The organism is Limnobacter sp. SAORIC-580 (assembly GCF_013004065.1).
Lineage (GTDB): Bacteria > Pseudomonadota > Gammaproteobacteria > Burkholderiales > Burkholderiaceae_B > Limnobacter > Limnobacter profundi.
Genome location: NZ_CP053084.1, coordinates 670,078 through 687,451 on the forward strand (window position 1 = coordinate 670,078; position 17,374 = coordinate 687,451).

At 52.5% G+C, this 17,374-nt stretch carries 16 protein-coding genes; 7 read left to right on the top strand and 9 right to left on the bottom strand.

The features are described 5' to 3' along the window. The first annotated feature begins 10 nt into the window (after nucleotides 1-10). Both HKT17_RS03145 and HKT17_RS03150 read left to right on the top strand, forming a co-directional pair. Nucleotides 11-1,105, top strand: a complete 1,095-nt coding sequence (locus HKT17_RS03145; protein ID WP_171097769.1) for a sulfate/molybdate ABC transporter ATP-binding protein — start codon at nucleotides 11-13, stop codon at nucleotides 1,103-1,105. Then, nucleotides 1,102-2,031 (top strand): CysB family HTH-type transcriptional regulator, encoded by a 930-nt coding sequence (locus HKT17_RS03150; protein ID WP_171097771.1) that lies wholly within the window; start codon nucleotides 1,102-1,104, stop codon nucleotides 2,029-2,031. The genes HKT17_RS03145 and HKT17_RS03150 overlap by 4 nt, the downstream gene beginning before the upstream one ends. Before the next feature lie 617 nt (nucleotides 2,032-2,648). Here HKT17_RS03150 and HKT17_RS03155 read toward each other — a convergent pair. Then, on the bottom strand, nucleotides 2,649-3,173 hold the full coding sequence (locus HKT17_RS03155) for a flavin reductase family protein (RefSeq protein WP_171097773.1): 525 nt from the start codon (nucleotides 3,171-3,173) through the stop codon (nucleotides 2,649-2,651). Nucleotides 3,174-3,313: 140 nt separating this feature from the next. Here HKT17_RS03155 and tgt point away from each other — a divergent pair, with 140 nt between their 5' ends. After that, entirely contained in the window at nucleotides 3,314-4,474 is a 1,161-nt protein-coding gene (tgt, locus tag HKT17_RS03160) for a tRNA guanosine(34) transglycosylase Tgt (RefSeq protein WP_171097775.1), read from the top strand. Here the strand turns inward: tgt and HKT17_RS03165 are convergent. Together HKT17_RS03165 and HKT17_RS03170 are read right to left on the bottom strand one after the other, a co-directional pair. Beyond that, complete coding sequence (locus HKT17_RS03165; RefSeq protein WP_171097777.1) at nucleotides 4,404-5,996, bottom strand: chemotaxis protein CheW; 1,593 nt, start codon at nucleotides 5,994-5,996, stop codon at nucleotides 4,404-4,406. The two genes, tgt and HKT17_RS03165, sit on opposite strands and share 71 nt — an antisense overlap. Next, nucleotides 5,993-8,812 (bottom strand): methyl-accepting chemotaxis protein, encoded by a 2,820-nt coding sequence (locus HKT17_RS03170; RefSeq protein ID WP_171097779.1) that lies wholly within the window; start codon nucleotides 8,810-8,812, stop codon nucleotides 5,993-5,995. The genes HKT17_RS03165 and HKT17_RS03170 overlap by 4 nt, the downstream gene beginning before the upstream one ends. Nucleotides 8,813-9,118: 306 nt before the next feature. On the opposite strand from HKT17_RS03170, the gene HKT17_RS03175 reads away from it, so the two are divergent. Next, on the top strand, nucleotides 9,119-9,379 hold the full coding sequence (locus tag HKT17_RS03175) for a DUF4212 domain-containing protein (protein ID WP_105028294.1): 261 nt from the start codon (nucleotides 9,119-9,121) through the stop codon (nucleotides 9,377-9,379). An 11-nt stretch (nucleotides 9,380-9,390) separates the two neighbouring features. Beyond that, nucleotides 9,391-11,196, top strand: a complete 1,806-nt coding sequence (locus tag HKT17_RS03180) for a sodium:solute symporter family protein (protein WP_171097783.1) — start codon at nucleotides 9,391-9,393, stop codon at nucleotides 11,194-11,196. A gap of 118 nt (nucleotides 11,197-11,314) precedes the next feature. On the opposite strand, the gene HKT17_RS03185 is transcribed toward HKT17_RS03180, so the two are convergent. Beyond that, on the bottom strand, nucleotides 11,315-11,797 hold the full coding sequence (locus tag HKT17_RS03185; RefSeq protein WP_171097784.1) for a YkvA family protein: 483 nt from the start codon (nucleotides 11,795-11,797) through the stop codon (nucleotides 11,315-11,317). Here HKT17_RS03185 and HKT17_RS03190 point away from each other — a divergent pair. Together HKT17_RS03190 and HKT17_RS03195 are read left to right on the top strand one after the other, a co-directional pair. Beyond that, complete coding sequence (locus HKT17_RS03190) at nucleotides 11,796-12,350, top strand: SRPBCC family protein (protein WP_205882486.1); 555 nt, start codon at nucleotides 11,796-11,798, stop codon at nucleotides 12,348-12,350. The genes HKT17_RS03185 and HKT17_RS03190 overlap by 2 nt on opposite strands. Continuing rightward, a complete protein-coding gene (locus HKT17_RS03195) occupies nucleotides 12,347-13,426 on the top strand; it encodes a putative solute-binding protein (RefSeq protein ID WP_171097786.1) in 1,080 nt (359 codons plus the stop codon). The genes HKT17_RS03190 and HKT17_RS03195 overlap by 4 nt, the downstream gene beginning before the upstream one ends. 15 nt (nucleotides 13,427-13,441) lie before the next feature. On the opposite strand, the gene HKT17_RS03200 is transcribed toward HKT17_RS03195, so the two are convergent. The 5 genes from HKT17_RS03200 to trxA form a co-directional block, all read right to left on the bottom strand. Further along, entirely contained in the window at nucleotides 13,442-13,942 is a 501-nt protein-coding gene (locus tag HKT17_RS03200; protein WP_171097788.1) for a TPM domain-containing protein, read from the bottom strand. 2 nt (nucleotides 13,943-13,944) lie between these two features. Then, complete coding sequence (locus HKT17_RS03205; protein WP_171097789.1) at nucleotides 13,945-14,817, bottom strand: TPM domain-containing protein; 873 nt, start codon at nucleotides 14,815-14,817, stop codon at nucleotides 13,945-13,947. A gap of 8 nt (nucleotides 14,818-14,825) precedes the next feature. Beyond that, complete coding sequence (locus tag HKT17_RS03210; protein ID WP_171097791.1) at nucleotides 14,826-15,419, bottom strand: LemA family protein; 594 nt, start codon at nucleotides 15,417-15,419, stop codon at nucleotides 14,826-14,828. A 96-nt stretch (nucleotides 15,420-15,515) separates the two neighbouring features. Continuing rightward, nucleotides 15,516-16,772 (bottom strand): transcription termination factor Rho, encoded by a 1,257-nt coding sequence (rho, locus tag HKT17_RS03215; RefSeq protein WP_008250210.1) that lies wholly within the window; start codon nucleotides 16,770-16,772, stop codon nucleotides 15,516-15,518. Nucleotides 16,773-16,894: 122 nt separating this feature from the next. Continuing rightward, on the bottom strand, nucleotides 16,895-17,224 hold the full coding sequence (gene trxA, locus HKT17_RS03220) for a thioredoxin TrxA (RefSeq protein WP_105028303.1): 330 nt from the start codon (nucleotides 17,222-17,224) through the stop codon (nucleotides 16,895-16,897). Nucleotides 17,225-17,374: the final 150 nt, after the last annotated feature.

Consider the following 17,374-nt stretch of genomic DNA (forward strand, 5'->3'; position numbering starts at 1 on the left):
AGGAATTATCATGAGCATTCAAGTTAAAAACATTCACAAGCAGTTTGGCGATTTCACCGCCCTGAACAATGTCAGCCTCGATTTCAACAGCGGCGAACTGGTCGCCCTGCTAGGGCCATCGGGTTGCGGTAAAACTACGTTGCTGCGCATCATCGCTGGTTTGGAACAGACCGACAGCGGCACTGTGATTCTGGATGGAGAAGACACCTCCGACACGCACGTGCGAGACCGAAATGTAGGCTTTGTGTTCCAGCATTACGCGCTGTTCAAGCACATGACTGTGTTTGACAATGTGGCATTCGGTATGCGCATGAAGCCTCGCAGTGAAAGGCCCAGCAAGGCGGAAATTGCGGAGAAGGTGCACAGCCTGTTGAAACTTGTCCAGCTGGATTGGCTGGCGGATCGGTTTCCTTCACAACTCAGTGGCGGGCAACGTCAGCGAATTGCATTGGCCCGCGCATTGGCCGTTGAGCCCAAGGTACTGCTGCTGGATGAGCCGTTTGGTGCTCTGGATGCCAAGGTACGGAAAGAGTTGCGTCGCTGGTTGCGCCGCCTGCACGATGAATTGCACATCACCTCAATTTTTGTAACGCACGACCAGGAAGAAGCGTTGGAAGTGGCTGACCGGGTTGTGTTGATGAACCAAGGCAACGTGGAGCAAATCGGTACACCTGAGGAAGTCTATCAACACCCGGCCACGCCCTTTGTGTACGGTTTTTTGGGCTCGGTCAATCTGTTCAAGGCACGTCACCTGGGCGATGGTATTCAGGTGGGTGAGTCGAACCTGGCGCATTCCGGTACAGTGTTGAATCGATCGGGCGAAGCAGTGCAGGGCGCCGATGTACTGGCGTTTGCGCGTCCGCATGAAATTGACATTCACACTGAGCCTGATTTTTCTTTGGGGGTGCCTGCCAAAGTGGTGCGTGTGTTGCGCTTTGGGTTGAACACTCGGGTTGAACTGGATTCCGTAGATTTGCAACCAGCTCAGCATTTTGATGTAGAGATCAGCGCCGAGCGTGCACGAGAATTGAACTTGCAGGAAGGCCAATTGGTGCGGCTTTCAGCCAAAGCTTTGAAAGTATTTGATGTGGTGGGGGCCGTATGAATTTCCAGCAGTTGCGCATTATTCGCGAAACGGTTCGTCAGGGTTACAACCTGACTGAAGTGGCCAACAGTTTGTACACCTCGCAGCCCGGCGTCTCGAAACATATTCGTGACCTCGAAGAAGAGCTGGGTGTGGAATTGTTCATTCGCAAAGGCAAACGCCTGATGGGTTTGACAGACCCAGGCAAGGAGTTGTTGGTGCTGGTTGAACGCATGTTGCTGGATGCGAAAAACATCAAGAACCTGGCTGAGCAATACAGCAGTCGCGACGTGGGTCAGCTGACCGTGGTCACCACGCACACGCAGGCCCGCTATTCATTGCCCACGGTGGTCAATGAGTTCAAAAAGGTCTTCCCGAAAGTGCACTTGCGCATGCACCAGGGCAGCCCCAAGGAAATTACCCAGATGTTGCTGGACGGTCAGGCCGACATTGGTATTGCGACCGAAGTGCTGGGGAATGTCGACGATCTGGTTTCGTTTCCTTATTACCAGTGGAAGCACCAGGTGGTGGTGCAGCAAGGCCACCCCTTGTTGAAACTGGCCAAGCCCACTTTGCAGGATGTGGCTGAATATCCGATCGTGACCTATCAAGAGGGTTTCACCGGACGAATCAAAATTGACGAAACCTTTCGCAAGCTGGGTTTAACACTGGATGTGGCCATTTCTGCACTGGATGCGGATGTGATTAAAACCTATGTGGAACTGGGCTTGGGGGTTGGCATTATTGCCAGCATGGCCTACAACCCGGTGAAGGACACAGGCCTGGCTGTGCTTGATATTGAATCGGATTTGCCGATGAACACCACCAGCATTGCGATTCGCAAAGGGCATTACCTGCGTTCATTTGCATACAAGTTCATCGAGCTGTGTAATGCTGATTTGACAGAGGCCAGGTTGCTGGCGGCGTTGAATGACTCGGTGAGTTGAGCGCACGCGATCGGGATGCTGATTCGTTCGCCCACTCGGCGTGGGTTACTTGTGTCGCACTGGACTAGTGGGCTTGGGAGCTGAACTTGAAGGATCGCCGTTGCCCGAAAACTTGGCATTTCGGCTTGTCGACTTGATCCTGCACTAAGCCAAGCCCTCCAAAAGTAACGGTCGGGTCTTGGCTTTCGCGCCAAGGCGCGATCGTTAGTCTCGGCGCGCCAAGCCGGCAAGTTTTCTGACTGGTCATCGTGCGACCCATTGCAAGTTCAGCTTCCCAATCGGCGGCGGTGTTTCGATCGCCTCGCCTTCAAGAAAACCTGCTCTTGCGTGCCGAGCAGGGCCGGTGTTGCCCAGCATGGGCGACAGAGAACGGACCCGACCCGCAGTTTAGGAGGGCCGTTCTCAGGCATCGCAAGGCTCAGCAAGGGATCAACAGGTTTTCTGGCGAGAGATCGGAACCCAAGCCGATCGGGCAGTTAACGCACCGCGAGAGATCGGAACCCAAGCCGATCGGGCAGTTAACGCACCGCGAGAGATCGGAACCCACGCCGATCGGGCAGTTAACCGGCAGGCGAGAGATTGAAACCCTCGCCAATTCGGCAATCAATATTCACCGATCAGTTCCGGAAGTACTTCCTCGACCGATACACCAGCGCCTCGCCTTCCCGGAAGTCGCAGCGCAACACCTCGCCCACCATGATGAAGTGATCTCCCTCATCGTAGCGACTGCGCACTTTGCACTCAAAATGCGCCAAAGCATGTGGAATCAAAGGCGCACCACCCAAACCCTCAATCACTTCGACACCCGCAAACCGATCGCCTTTGAAGGTCGAGAAATGGTGTGACAAATCTTCCTGGTCAGCCGACAACACGCTCACGCCATAATGCGTGGCTGCTGCAAATGCATCGTGGCTGCTGGCTTTTTTCGACAAACTCCACAGCACCAAGGGGGGGTGCAGTGAAACGGAGTTGAATGAATTGGCGGTCACCCCCACATATTTGCTCTCGGCATTCTTGGTGGTAATAATGGTGATGCCAGTGGCGAACTGGGCCAGCGCTTGCCGAAACATGTGCGCGTCCAGCTCGGCGTCACCTTCGCGTTTCTCGGCGCGAATGAATTCGGGTTTGGCGTGTTGTTGCATGGGGTACTTCTAATTTTGTGAATGGCTCCATTGTGCCAAACAAGTGCTTGAATTGCTGGAATGGCCACTCAAAACGTGGTTTTCAGGCCCATGTGCTTGAAATGATTTAAAATACGGCCAATTCTAAAAAGGCATTTTTCTTGAGCGCACTGTCCTTCAAACTCAAAACCACCTCGGGCAAAGCCCGTCGCGGTGAAATTACAACCGCACACGGCGTTATCCAAACCCCGATCTTCATGCCAGTGGGCACCTATGGCACCGTGAAGGGCATGACGCCGCGCGACCTCACCGAGATCCAGGCGCAAATTATTCTGGGCAACACCTTTCATTTGTGGATGCGCCCGGGCCTGGACATCATGGAAAAATTCGGTGGTCTACACCAGTTTATGGGCTGGAAAGGCCCAATTTTGACCGACTCAGGCGGCTTTCAGGTGTTCAGCCTGGGGGCCATGCGGAAAATCAAGGAAGAGGGTGTTCATTTTCGCAGCCCTGTGAATGGCGACAAGTTGTTCCTCACCCCGGAGGAAAGCATGCGCATTCAAACCGTGCTGAATTCTGACATCGTCATGATTTTCGACGAATGCACGCCTTATCCAGCCACGCACACTGAGGCACGCCTGTCCATGGAAATGTCCATGCGTTGGGCACGCCGTTCCCGTGACTCCTTCGATGCGCTGGGTAACAACAATGGCTTGTTTGGCATTGTTCAGGGCGGCATGTATGAAGACCTGCGCGATATTTCACTACAGGGCCTGGAAGAAATCGGTTTTGACGGGTACGCCATTGGTGGCCTGTCAGTGGGCGAGCCCAAAGACGACATGCAGCGTATTTTGGCGCACACCGCGCCAAAGTTGCCGCAACACAAGCCCCGCTATCTGATGGGTGTGGGTACTCCCGAAGACCTGGTGAATGCGGTGGGGCAGGGCATTGACATGTTTGACTGCGTGATGCCAACCCGCAATGCACGCAACGGCTGGCTGTTCACGCGCACGGGCGACATTCGCATTCGCAACGCGAAGTTTCGCAACGATGAAAGCCCGCTTGATGCCACCTGCAGTTGCTACACCTGCAAAAATTTTTCACGCGCGTACCTACACCACCTGGACCGCAGCAAAGAAATTTTGGGTGCGCAGTTGAACACCATGCACAATCTGCATTACTACCTTGAATTGATGCGGGAAATGCGCGAAGCGATCGAGCAAGACCGCTTCGATGAATTCGTGAAAGAGTTCAATGCGCTGCGTGCTGAGAATGCCCTAGCGGGTCAACAACAGGTGCAGCAACAGCCTCAATCGCAGTAGGTACAGCCAAACCAAACTGATCGAGAATCAACAGCACTTGCTGTTGCAAATCGATCACCTCCACCATGCGCTGGTGTTTGTTTTCTCCAATTTGTGCAAGTCGTTGCATGGTTTTTAACTGACCGTGCAGCAATTGCCTTTGCTCGCCCAATACGGGTACATTCGGCTCCCACTGCGCATTTTCAATCGCGGTCAGTGAGGTCACGGCAAAGCCGACGCTTGCGCCATGCGCATTCACCACCAAAATGCTGGATTCATGATCTAGGCTTTGGCGTTCTGCACCCAGCCACTGCGCCAGATCAAAAACCGGAATGGATTCATTGCGGTGGGTCAGCATGCCCAGCATGGAATTACCGCGTTCAAAAATCTCAATGTCTGCCCGATAGGGAAGTACCTCCCGCACTTGCTCAATCGGCGTAGAAAACTCGGTACCCAATCGATACACCATCAAGCGGTCCAGGCCACGCGTTGCTTTGCCCTGTTGGTTTTTGGCATCCAGTTGTGCGCTTGCACTGGCCTTGGCCAAAATGCAGGCCAGTTCAATCAACTCCTGGTCTTCGCTGATTCGCTGGCAAGACAACACAAAATATTGCGGGCCACGTTGTGAATGTGGGTCCTCTTTTGGAAACGTGGTGCAGGGCAGAGCACCTTCAAGTTGCGCTGCTTTGGGCAGGCCAAAGCCAGGCAGTGGAATGACTGAGTTGTGTGGTACATGAACAATGTCCAGAACCCGATCGATCAGCAAGGCCAGCGGGTTTCCATCGATTCGTATGACAAAGGCCTGCTGCGCAGCATATTGCAGTTGCTTGTACGTACCAATGCCAAGATAACTCGCCAGGTCAATCGCCGGAATGGTTTGCTCCCTGTAATCCAGGTTGCCCTTGTAGAACCCGCCTGCGTATTCACTGGGCAATAGCACAGGGTTGACCACGGTGGTTTCAATGTCCTTCGGGTTCACCGCAAACAAGGTCGACATGCTTTGCATCAACATCAGCGGTGTGCGGGTGTTCAGGGCGGTGTCTTCGTTCGAAGTTTGCAATTCAAGCGATTGGCGATGCGGTTCCGGGTCCTCGGCTTTGGGCAGCCCGGGCAGGTCGAACAAGGCTTGTGTTGAAAGCACCTGAACCAGTTGGTTCAATTCGCTGTTCATCAGGCTGCCTGCAAAAATGCTGCCTACGGCGTCCGCTGAGCTGACCATGTGCATGGCACCCGGGTTCGCAAAGAACAAGGCTTTGACCTGGTCGGCAATCAGGCCCAGCAAATGATTTTCATGGGCGATCAGCAAAATACAGCCCGGCGTGTACTGGTGTCCGGGCCGATTCAGCAAACATTCCAGGTCGAGCACAGGAATGGTCACCCCGCGCAAATTCAAGCCACCCTTGATCCAGGGCTGTGGGCAGGGCAGTGCCATCAAAGGGTGAAATGGCACCACTTCCCTGACCGATTTCATGGGCAGCGCCAAGGTCATTTCACCAATTCTAAATGAACCAAAGCCCTGTTCGTATTGGCTTAGGTCATTCATGCGGTTTTGCTGCCCGTGTGTTTTTCAAGGCCACCAGTGAGCTCTTCAATCAGGCAGTTCACGGCAATGGCCAGGTCGCGCTGCTGTTCTGCCGAACTGGTAATTTGCTTCACGCTTTCACCTGTTTCAGTTACACTGCTCAAAATTCCTTCAAAGCTTTGGGCCGCGTTTTGGCTCACCTCAACACCTTCTTCAACCTGCGCAACCGATTCTTCAATCAGTGTGGCAATTTCGCGTGCTGCGCTTGAACTGCTTTCAGCCAGCTTGCGTACTTCGGCTGCTACCACCGAGAACCCAACGCCATGTTGCCCGGCGCGTGCTGCTTCAATGGCTGCATTGAATGCCAGCAAGTTGGTTTGGTTGGCAATGTCGCCAATAACACGCACAATTTCCGACACTTTGCTCGAGCTGTTCTGGATGGCATGGATTGCAGCGATGGATCGCTTCAATTCGCGGCTTCCCTGGCGGGCCGCTTCCACGCCTTTTTCTGCCAGTTGTGTGGCGGCTGCGGAGTTGCCGGAAATGTCGGTGATACTTTCGACCAGCTTGGACACACGTTCCCGCATTTCGCTCGACTTCTTGTTGATACCCTGTTCCAGCATCACTTCTTTGGTTACATCGTAGGCATATTTCACCACTTTAACCACGTTGCCATTCAAGTCCAGAATGGGGTTGTAGGTGGCTTGAATCCATACATCGCGGTTGAACTTGCCCACGCGGTGAAAGCGGCCGCTCACAAATTTTCCTTCATTCAGTTTCAACCAGAAGTCGCGGTATTCTTCGCTTTGTGTGTATTCCAGCGTACAGAAAATGCTGTGGTGTTGTCCCTGAATTTCACGCGAGGTGTAACCCATGGCATTGAGGAAGTTGCGGTTGGCGTTCAACACATGGCCGTCCAGATCAAACTCAATCACGGCCTGCCCCAGGTTAATGGCGTCAACCTTGGCTTCGAACTCGGAATTTTTCAATTTGCTATGGGTAACATCGCTGGCAAATTTCACCACCTTGACCAGGTTGCCGCGTGGATCATAAATGGGGTTGTAGGTGGCTTGAATCCAAACTTCTCGTCCACCTTTTGCCACCCGTTTATATTCACCTGACTCGAACTGTCCACGGCCCAGGCTTTCCCAAAAGGCCTGGTATTGGGGTGTTGCTGCGTATGCGGCATCCACGAACATGCGGTGGTGGCGACCAATAATTTCTTCCGTTGAATACTCCATCAGTTTTAGAAAGTTGCCGTTGGCTGCAAGTACCTTGCCCTGCATGTCAAATTCAATTACTGCTTGCGAGCGGTCAATCGCGCCCAGTTTGCCCTCGGCATCCAGTCGGGAAAGTTTGGCGTCTGTGATGTCTTGCAGCATGAGTACTACTTTGATCAATTGCCCCTCAAGGCCGATCACCGGGCTGCGTGTACCTGAAAGCCAAATTTCTTTGCCACCCACGCCCTTGTAGCGGAATTCACCTGCCAGGTTTTTGCCTTCACGCAAATCATTCCAGATCTTGAAGTGATTGCTGTCGTTGCGTTCTTCATCGAACATCAAAAAGCTTTCGGACTTGTCAGCCAGGTCCGCCTGGCTGTACCCCAGCGATTTTTGCATCAGTTCATTGCTGTTCAGAATTTTCCCTTCCGCATTGAACTCCAGAATGCAACTGGTGTTGGACACTGAATCCATGCGTGCCTGGGTTTCAATGGCGTGCAATTTGGACTGCGTGATATCGCTACAAAACTTGATGACCTTCACCGGGTTGCCTTCCAGGTCAAGAATCGGGTTGTAGCTGGCCTGTATCCAGATCCGCTTGCCATGGTTGCCCACGCGCAGGTATTCACCAGAGTCATACTCGCCTTGGCCCAGCTTTCGCCAGAAAGCCCGGTAAGCACCGCTGCTGGCCTCTTCCTTGTCCACAAACATGCTGTGGTGCTGACCCACAATGTCGCTTAATGAATAGCCTGTCAGGGAGAGGAAGTTCTCGTTGGCGTGCAAAATATGCCCACCCAGATCAAACTCGATGATGCCTTGCGAGCGGTTCATGGCATTAACCTTGCCATCGTCTTCAATCGCCTTGGTTTTTGCAGCAGTAATGTCGCTGGCAAATTTAACTACTTTCACTGGCTTGCCATTTACACCCAAAATTGGCGTGTAAGTGGCCTGTAGCCACACGGGGCGGCCATGCCGGTTAAGGCGCATGAATTCGCCTGATTTGAACTCGCCAGCCGCAAGGTCTTTCCAGAAGTTGCTGTACTCCTCCGATTCCGCATAGTTTTTTTCACAAAACTGGCGGTGGTGTTGGCCCACAATTTCTTGCAGGCGATAGCCCATGGCGTTCAGGAAGTTGTCGTTGGCCGCCAAAATACGGCCGGCGGTGTCAAATTCAATCACGGCTTGGGTTTTGTCGATCGCAGCCACTTTGCCTTCATTTTCAAGTGACTTGCTTTTTGCATCGCTTATGTTCGATGCAATCTTGATGACCGAGATCAAATTGCCGTCATCATCCCGAACCGGGTTGTAGCTCGCCTGGATATACACCTCTTGACCTTGCGAATCCAGTCGCAAAAACTCACCACTTTGAAACTCGCCTTCGCGCAATTTGCTCCAGAACAGCCGGTATTCGTCCGACTCCGCGGTACTTGCTGTGCAAAAAAGGCTGTGGTGCTTGCCCAGCACATCCTCCTCCGAGTAGCCGAAAACATTCAAAAAGTTCTCGTTGGCATACAGCACATTGCCGTTCAAGTCGAATTCAATGCAGGCCTGGCTTTTCGCCAGCGCGTTGAACAAGTGGGTGCGGTGCTTGCCAGGTTGCTCGATATTGGGTGTCATGGGTCGCCTTGTTAATCAGAATGAGTTGGCTTGATTGGGGTAAATACCATTGTGTGTGGCCTCGTCCGGCTCAATCACTTGATAAAACAGGTAATCACCGGCCAGTTTGCGGTTTTTCCAGCTTTGGGAATCGCACGTTTGGGTAGGGGGTAATGCTGGGGGAGGGGTTTAATGGCCTATCTGACGGGCTTTCAGTTTGGCGTAAGTTTTCGCTTTGATACTCATCCGCAAGCCTAGGCTCGGGAGGGATGTGACCTCGTATTCCGTGTCTGCGGTTAACAACAACCTTAAAAAAGGAGACAAGCGATGAGCAACCCAAAGGGCGGTGAAGCCTACTGGAAAGCGACACTCGGCCTGTTGACCAAGATCATGATCGTGTGGTTTTTGGTTTCTTACGGCGCCGGTATTCTGTTTGTTGAGCAACTGAATCAATTCAGCATCGGTGGTTACCCACTGGGCTTCTGGTTTGCCCAACAAGGTTCTATTTACATGTTCATTATCCTCATTTTCTACTATGCGAAGAAAATGGGTCAGATCGACCGCGAACACGACGTCCACGAAAACTAAGGAGATTGCCAATGGATTTGCAAACAATCACCTACGTTATCGTGGGTTTGAGTTTTGCGCTGTACCTCGGTATTGCGTTTTGGGCTCGTGCTGGAAGCACGGGTGAATTTTATGTGGCTGGCGGTGGCGTTCACCCCGTGGCCAACGGTATGGCGACTGCGGCGGACTGGATGTCAGCCGCTTCGTTCATTTCAATGGCGGGTCTGATTGCCAACATGGGTTACGGTGGTTCCGTATTCCTGATGGGTTGGACTGGCGGCTATGTGTTGTTGGCAATGTTGCTGGCTCCGTACCTGCGCAAGTTTGGCAAGTTCACGGTGCCACAGTTCATTGGCGATCGTTACTACTCCAACACAGCCCGCACAGTGGCTGTGATCTGTTTGCTGGTGGCTTCCATTACTTACGTAATTGGACAGATGACCGGCGTGGGTGTGGCTTTCTCCCGATTCCTGGGCGTGTCCGCTGAAGTGGGTATTTATGTGGGTATGGGTATTGTGTTCATGTACGCCGTGTTTGGTGGCATGAAGGGCATTACCTACACGCAAATTGCACAGTACATCGTGTTGATTTTCGCTTACACCATCCCCGCAATCTTCATTTCCTTGAACCTGACAGGCAATCCTTTGCCGCAGTTGGGCTTGGGTTCCGACATGCTGGCCAATGGCCAACCCATGCTGGCCACCCTGGACAAGGTTGTGACTGACCTAGGCTTTAGCCAATACACCACAACACCTGCTGGTGGTAGCTACCTGAACACCTTCTTCTACACCGTTAGTTTGATGATTGGTACCGCGGGCCTGCCCCACGTTATTATTCGCTTCTTCACTGTACCCACAGTGGCTGATGCGCGTTCATCTGCCGGTTGGGCACTGGTGTTCATTGCAATTTTGTACACCACGGCACCTGCTGTTGGCGCAATGGCCCGTTACAACCTGCATGCCACGGTGAATTCCAATGTGGCCACTGGTGGCGACTTGTTCGCAGCTGACGCAGCTTTGGAAAACGACAAGAAGCCGGACTGGATGGGTCGTTGGGAAACCACAGGCTTGCTCAAGTTTGAAGACAAGAATGGCGATGGTCGTATTCAGTACTACAACGATGCAAGCAAGAACCCCGAGTTCTTGGCCAAAGCGGAAGCTGCAGGCTGGAAAGGCAATGAGATGACAGTGAATGCCGACATCATGGTGTTGGCCAACCCTGAAATTGCATTGCTGCCCAACTGGGTAATTGCCTTGGTGGCTGCCGGTGGTTTGGCTGCTGCGCTGTCGACTGCGGCAGGTTTGCTGCTGGCGATTTCGTCTGCGGTTTCGCATGACTTGATCAAGGGTGTGTTCAATCCCAATATTTCTGAAAAGAACGAACTGCTGGCCGGTAAAATTTCCATGGCGGGTGCGATTGTTCTGGCCGGTTATCTGGGCTTGAACCCGCCAGGCTTCGCGGCGGGTACTGTGGCCTTGGCCTTCGGTATTGCAGCATCAAGCTTGTTCCCGGTAATCATGATGGGTATTTTCTCCAAGACCATGAACTCCACAGGCGCAATCGTGGGTATGTTGACAGGCTTGGCAGTAACCCTGTTCTACGTGTTTGCACACAAGGGTATTTTGTTTGTAAACGGTACGGAATACCTGCACTTGGTTGGCGGTGCCAACGGCTTCTTCGGCATCACGCCTGAAGCTTTCGGTACGGTAGGCGCGATTTGTAACTTTGTTGTGGCCTATCTGGTCAGCAAGGTAACAGCACCACCCCCAGAGCACATTCAGCACTTGGTTGAAGATGTACGTACCCCGCGTGGTGCTGGCATGGCAACTGGTCACTGATTGACTGTTCAACAATAACCACTGCCTTCACTGAAAGGCAGGGCTTGAGAAGCTTGAAAGCCCGGTGAGAAATCACCGGGCTTTTTGTTTTTCTAGAGTAAAACTGTTACTTCCACACTCAAAAAAATGCTCCAATGCTTTGAAATTGGGCATGTATCCATGGGTGACTTGCCAAAGCGGCAATCAGCAGCCCCACGAGCAAAACAATTCCGAAAGGCTTGAGAGGGCTTGTTTTTGTGGGTGTAGCAGGCAATGCAGTGGGCGCTTTGACCGTGTTTTTTTGAACTTGCTGTGTGTTGTCTATCGAGGTTGCTTGGCTGCCTGCCTGGTCCATGGGCAGACTGTTTTTGACCTTTTCCGGAACAACTTTGCCTAAAAACCACATGGCGGCGCTAATCACGACCAAATCGTCGGTAATGCCAAACAGCACGAGGAAGTCGGGGATCAGGTCGATGGGGCTAAACAGATAAACCACCACAGCCAACATGAAGCCCTTGATCCATTTGGGCGTGTCTGCATGCCGGAAAGCGTGCCACAGCATGCGACCATGAGTTTTCAGGGCTTTAAGTTTCGTAAGAATCGGAAAAAAACGTGTGATCATGCGCAGTACCCAACAACTAAAAAGAGGACTCATTGTGACCCAAGCACCCTTGATGATCCAGCGTTCATGCCGAATCCCTGTGCCTCTGGCCGATTGCTTTGCCTTGTACACCCGTTTAAAGGCGGATGAATACATTCACAGTGACGCACTCATAGCGCCGATTACTCGTATAGAAATGATTCAGGGCAAATCGTTCAATGAAGTGGGCGATATTCAGCGAATTACATTCAAGGGCGGTGCTGTTATTGATGAAGAAGTGTTGGCCTTTGTGCCAAATCGCCAGTTTGTATACAAGGGTACGGGCTTTAGCCAACCCCTGTTGAATTGGCTTGATCATGCCAAAGGCTCATTTGAATTTGAGAAGGATGGCGACGGCACTTTGGTGACCTGGCGCTACCTGTTTTATTTAAAACCCGGCTTGGGCATTGGGCCCAAGCGACTCGTATTCAAGGCGGCGGTAGTTGATTTGATCTGGAACCGGATGATGACCAAAACTTTGGTTAATCTCACCCAAATCATCACCCTGCGCGCCTTGCAGGCAGGAAAAAGATGATGAATCCGTGTGTAAAAAACAGCCTGCGAATTGCGGCTGTTTTCAGTTTGATGATGTTGGTTTTTCTGGGTTTCCAGAGTACGGCGCGCGCTCAAACAGTGAGCGGAAAAGAGCCTGATATTTGTGTATTCGACTTACTTGGTGCCAAAGGACCAATTTTTAATTTGGCTCAGGAATATGCCCTTGAGGGCCGAAAAAACGGCTACGGCTTTAAACCTGTGGTGTACACCAATGAATCGGTTGCCGCCAAAGACTTTGAAATTGGTGTGTGCGATGGCCTGGTGGCCACTGGCATTCGCACCCGAAAATACAACAGCTTTACCGGCAGTCTGGATGCGATTGGTGGCTTGCCCAACTACGATGCAGTGTTGCTGGCTTTGAAGTCAATGGGCAGCCCCCAATTGCAAAGTGTGATGCAGCAAAGTGACTTTGAGGTGGGTGGTGTATTGCCCTTCGGTACAGCTTATGTGTTTGTGCGCGATCGCGAAATCAATTCACTGGCCAAGGCTGCGGGCAAGCGGGTTGCGGCTTTGTCGCACGATGAATCGCAGCGCAGGCTGATTGAGCAGGTTGGCGCACAACCGATTGCTGCGGACGTATCCAATTACGGTTCCATGTTCAACAACGGCGCTGTGGATATTATCGTGGCCCCTTCGATTGCCTACTCACCTCTTGAGCTTTACAAGGGCCTGGGCAGGCGTGGCGCAATTATTCAGTTGCCTGTGGCCATGGTCACTTATCAAATCATTTTGCGAAAGTCGAAGTTTCAGCCGGGTTCAGGCCAGAAATTGCGGGCTTTTGTCGCGCAGGAAATGCCCAAGGCCTTGGAAGCCGTGAAAAAAATTGATCGACAAATTCCAGACAAAGCCTGGCTGAAAATGATGGATGCAGACAAGGTGGAATACACCACCATGATGCGTGAAGCCCGAATCAGCTTGAGTAAAGATGGCGTGTACGATGGTTGTGCCTTGCGTCTGCTGAAAAAGGTGCGTTGCTCAATCGATGGCAAAGCCTCTGAGTGCAGTTTGCCCGAGGGCTACACAGTGCCCAAGAGTTGCCCGATTCAGGCCATGTAAGCCGGCGCTTCTGGTTTAGCCAATCACCACCGGGGTGTCGGGAAGTTCATTCTTGCCGCCCCCACTGTGCGGAAAGTGCTCAATCAATTTTGTGCTGACCGCATCAATACTGTTCATCACCCCAGCCTCGAATTGTCCTTGGGCAAACGACTGCTCAATTTGGTGGCATAGCACTTCCCAGTAAGCGTTGCCAACCTTGGCGTGAATACCCCGGTCTGCCACAATTTCGATGGCATGGTCCGCCAGCAGTACATAAATGAGCACTCCGTTGTTGAGCTCGGTGTCCCACACATGCAATTCACTGAATACCTCAATGGCGCGTTGACGGGGCGTTTGCGCCTGCAACAGGGGGTGTAGTTCGAGCGCGCTTTCCACCGCGAATCGAATTTCACCGGAATGCTGGCTTTCGCTGGCGCTTATGGCCTGCGCGATGTGTTGCAGGTGTGAGGGCGAGAATGTTTTCCGCACATCGCGCTCGGTGGTTATCAGGTGTTTTACTACACGTTTGAAATTCATGGTTACCACCTACCCGAAGCGCCACCGCCTCCAAAACCGCCGCCTCCACCACTGAAGCCGCCACCGCTTCCAAAACCGCTGCCACCGCGACCGAAGCCACCACGGCCGCCACCCATGCCACCCACCGAATTGCCAAACAGGGTGAGCAGCGCAGCCACTACAGCAGCAAGCACGGCAAAAACCACGGCGCCAGCGAACAACCAAGCCACCACGAACACCAAACCGCCAGTGGCCAATGCTGCGGGCAATTTGCCGATGGTTTTGCGCAGAAACCCACCCACGAAAAGCGAGAGCATGAACAGCACAGGTGCAATGTCTTCAATGGTGCTTGAGTTGTTTGCTGTTTGCTGCGCAACCGGCTCTGGCAGGGGTTCGCCTTCAATTACCTTGATCATTTGGTCCACACCGGCTGCCACCCCACCTGCAAAATCGCCCTGGCGAAACTGCGGCACAATAATCTCTTCAATAATTCGTTTGGAGGTAATGTCGGTAAGGGCACCTTCCAAGCCGTAGCCCACTTCGATGCGCAGTGTACGGTCCTGCAGGGCCACCACCAAAATTGCGCCATCGTCCACATTTTTGCGGCCAATTTTCCAATTCTCGGCCACACGCAATGCATATTGCTCAATGGTTTCTGGCTGGGTGCTTGGCACCAGCAACACAGCAATCTGGCTGCCTTTGGTGGCTTCAAATGTCTGCAATTTTTGAATCAGTGCAGTTCTCTGTTCCGGGCTTAGCGTGCCCGTTGTGTCGACCACTTGGGCATTCAAGGGGGGCACAGGTACGTCTTGAGCCGACAACACGCCAGGCACTGGAATCAACAGCACCAGCGCCAGCAGCTTACTTAGCCAAAACCGGGCAATTGAATTGCACATGGTGTGCATCACTTGGTGCCAAAGTCCACGGTGGGTGGTTTGGAAATAGCGGCTTCGTTTTCAACCGTGAAGCTGGGCTTCACTTCGTAGCCCATCACCATCGCGGTCAGGTTGTTGGGAAATGAACGCACTGTCACGTTGTACTCCTGAACCGATTTAATGTAGCGGTTGCGCGCCACGGTAATTCGGTTTTCTGTGCCCTCAAGCTGCGTTTGCAAATCACGAAAACCTTGATTGGCTTTCAGATTGGGGTAGTTCTCGGTAATCAACAACAGCCGCGACAAAGCACCACTCAGCTCACCTTGCGCCTGCTGAAATTTGTTGAAGGCTTCCGGGTCGTTGATCAGTTCCGGAGTGGCTTGAATCGACGTTGCTTTTGAGCGCGCTTCAACCACCTGCGTCAGTGTTTCCTGCTCAAAATTGGCTTCGGCCTTCACCACATTCACCAAATTGGGCACCAGGTCGGCCCGGCGCTGGTACTGGTTTAACACCTCGGCCCAGGCCGCTTTCACTTGTTCATCCGTGGTTTGAATGGTGTTATACCCGCAGCCGCTGAGTAGCAGCGCAAACATGAGTGTGAGCAGGGAAAAAACGCGATTCATTGGGGCGCTCCTAGGTGGGTTGTTGACTGATTGTGCAATTAAAAAAGCCCACGGTGCAACTGCAGCATGGGCTTTGGTCAGAAAAAATGATCTGATTTACTTCTTCATCATTTCGAAGAACTCTGCGTTGTTCTTGGTCTGGCGGATCTTGTCCATCAGGAATTCCATCGCAGCAATTTCGTCCATGTCGTGCAGCAAGCGGCGCAGTACCCAAATCTTTTGCAGCAAATCGGGCTTGATCAGCAGTTCTTCGCGACGTGTTGAAGAACGGTTGATGTTGATGGCAGGGTACACACGCTTTTCCGCCATGCGGCGTTCCATGTGAATTTCCATGTTGCCGGTGCCCTTGAATTCTTCGTAAATCACTTCATCCATGCGGCTGCCGGTGTCGACCAGTGCAGTGGCGATAATAGTGAGCGATCCACCTTCTTCAATGTTACGGGCGGCACCGAAGAATCGCTTGGGGCGATGCAGGGCATTGGCGTCTACACCACCGGTCAGCACTTTGCCAGAAGACGGCACGACCGTGTTGTACGCTCGAGCCAAACGGGTAATGGAGTCGAGCAGAATGACCACGTCGCGTTTGTGCTCAACCAGGCGCTTGGCCTTTTCAATCACCATTTCTGCAACTTGCACGTGGCGGGTTGCGGGTTCATCGAATGTGGAGGCGATTACTTCGCCACGCACTGAGCGCATCATTTCCGTGACTTCTTCGGGGCGTTCATCGATCAGCAACACAATCAAGGTGATGTCGGGGTGATTGGCGGTAATCGCGTGTGCAATGTGTTGCAGCATCACGGTTTTACCCGATTTCGGTGGGGCCACCAGCAAACCACGCTGGCCTTTACCAATGGGTGCCACCAGGTCGATGATACGGCCAGTGTTGTTTTCTTCGCCGCGCATGTCGCGTTCCAGCTTCAAAGGCTGGTTCGGGTGCAGCGGTGTCAGGTTTTCAAACAGAATTTTGTGTTTGCTGGCTTCAGGCGCTTCGCCGTTCACCTTGTCTACTTTCACCAGCGCAAAGTAACGCTCACCGTCTTTGGGGGTGCGTACTTCACCTTCGATGCTGTCACCCGTGTGCAGGTTAAAGCGGCGAATCTGGCTGGGAGAAATGTAAATGTCGTCCGGGCTGGCCAGGTACGAGGTTTCAGGTGAGCGCAGGAAGCCAAAGCCATCAGGCAGCACTTCGAGCACACCATCACCAAAAATTTGCTCACCGTTTTTGGCACGTTTTTTCAGGATTGCGAACATCAATTCCTGTTTGCGCATGCGGTTGGCGTTTTCAATTTCAAGGCCACCAGCCACTTCAAGCAGGGCAGAGACGTGTTGCGTTTTTAGTTCAGATAGATACATGTTTGGCTATTTGTGTAGGTGGCGAACGCCGCGAGGTAAACAGGTTAACAAAGGGTGGGGGTTGTACTGCAGTGAGGGGGTTCGATGCCCGGCACGTGCCGGGCGACTCAATCAATATTGTATTACAGGTGGCTGTCGATAAAGGCGGCCAGCTGTGATTTGGACAACGCGCCCACTTTCGTGGCCACTACGGCACCGTTCTTGAACAACATCAAGGTTGGAATGCCGCGAATGCCATACTTGGCAGGCGTTTCAGAATTCTCGTCCACGTTCATCTTGGCGATTTGCAGTTTGCCGTTGTATTCAGAGGACAAGTCATCAAGAATCGGCGCAATCATTTTGCAAGGACCACACCATTCAGCCCAGTAATCCACCAGCACAGGGCCGTCGGTTTTCAAAACATCGCTGTCGAAAGATGCGTCACTGACGTGTTTGATCAGGTCACTGCTCATTTAAATCCTCAAGTGGGTAATTGCTTTGGAGGGTATTCACAAAGCGTGTCCGGGTGATTAAAGCACACGCGCAGACCATGAAAGTTCTTCATTTAAGAAAATGCTATTCTGAATGGTACAGCGAAATTGAACTGAAACACAAACCCGCGC

Excerpts from the sequence above, each read along its gene's own strand:
- HKT17_RS03150 (WP_171097771.1), top strand. The coding sequence starts at position 1,102 with ATGAATTTCCAGCAGTTGCGCATTATTCGCGAAACGGTTCGTCAGGGT.
- HKT17_RS03165 (WP_171097777.1), bottom strand. The coding sequence starts at position 5,996 with ATGAATGACCTAAGCCAATACGAACAGGGCTTTGGTTCATTTAGAATT.
- HKT17_RS03145 (WP_171097769.1), top strand. The coding sequence starts at position 11 with ATGAGCATTCAAGTTAAAAACATTCACAAGCAGTTTGGCGATTTCACC.
- HKT17_RS03175 (WP_105028294.1), top strand. The coding sequence starts at position 9,119 with ATGAGCAACCCAAAGGGCGGTGAAGCCTACTGGAAAGCGACACTCGGC.
- HKT17_RS03210 (WP_171097791.1), bottom strand. The coding sequence starts at position 15,419 with ATGAATCGCGTTTTTTCCCTGCTCACACTCATGTTTGCGCTGCTACTC.
- HKT17_RS03190 (WP_205882486.1), top strand. The coding sequence starts at position 11,796 with ATGCGCAGTACCCAACAACTAAAAAGAGGACTCATTGTGACCCAAGCA.
- rho (WP_008250210.1), bottom strand. The coding sequence starts at position 16,772 with ATGTATCTATCTGAACTAAAAACGCAACACGTCTCTGCCCTGCTTGAA.
- HKT17_RS03185 (WP_171097784.1), bottom strand. The coding sequence starts at position 11,797 with ATGATCACACGTTTTTTTCCGATTCTTACGAAACTTAAAGCCCTGAAA.
- HKT17_RS03155 (WP_171097773.1), bottom strand. The coding sequence starts at position 3,173 with ATGCAACAACACGCCAAACCCGAATTCATTCGCGCCGAGAAACGCGAA.
- trxA (WP_105028303.1), bottom strand. The coding sequence starts at position 17,224 with ATGAGCAGTGACCTGATCAAACACGTCAGTGACGCATCTTTCGACAGC.
- HKT17_RS03180 (WP_171097783.1), top strand. The coding sequence starts at position 9,391 with ATGGATTTGCAAACAATCACCTACGTTATCGTGGGTTTGAGTTTTGCG.
- HKT17_RS03205 (WP_171097789.1), bottom strand. The coding sequence starts at position 14,817 with ATGTGCAATTCAATTGCCCGGTTTTGGCTAAGTAAGCTGCTGGCGCTG.
- HKT17_RS03195 (WP_171097786.1), top strand. The coding sequence starts at position 12,347 with ATGATGAATCCGTGTGTAAAAAACAGCCTGCGAATTGCGGCTGTTTTC.
- HKT17_RS03200 (WP_171097788.1), bottom strand. The coding sequence starts at position 13,942 with ATGAATTTCAAACGTGTAGTAAAACACCTGATAACCACCGAGCGCGAT.
- HKT17_RS03170 (WP_171097779.1), bottom strand. The coding sequence starts at position 8,812 with ATGACACCCAATATCGAGCAACCTGGCAAGCACCGCACCCACTTGTTC.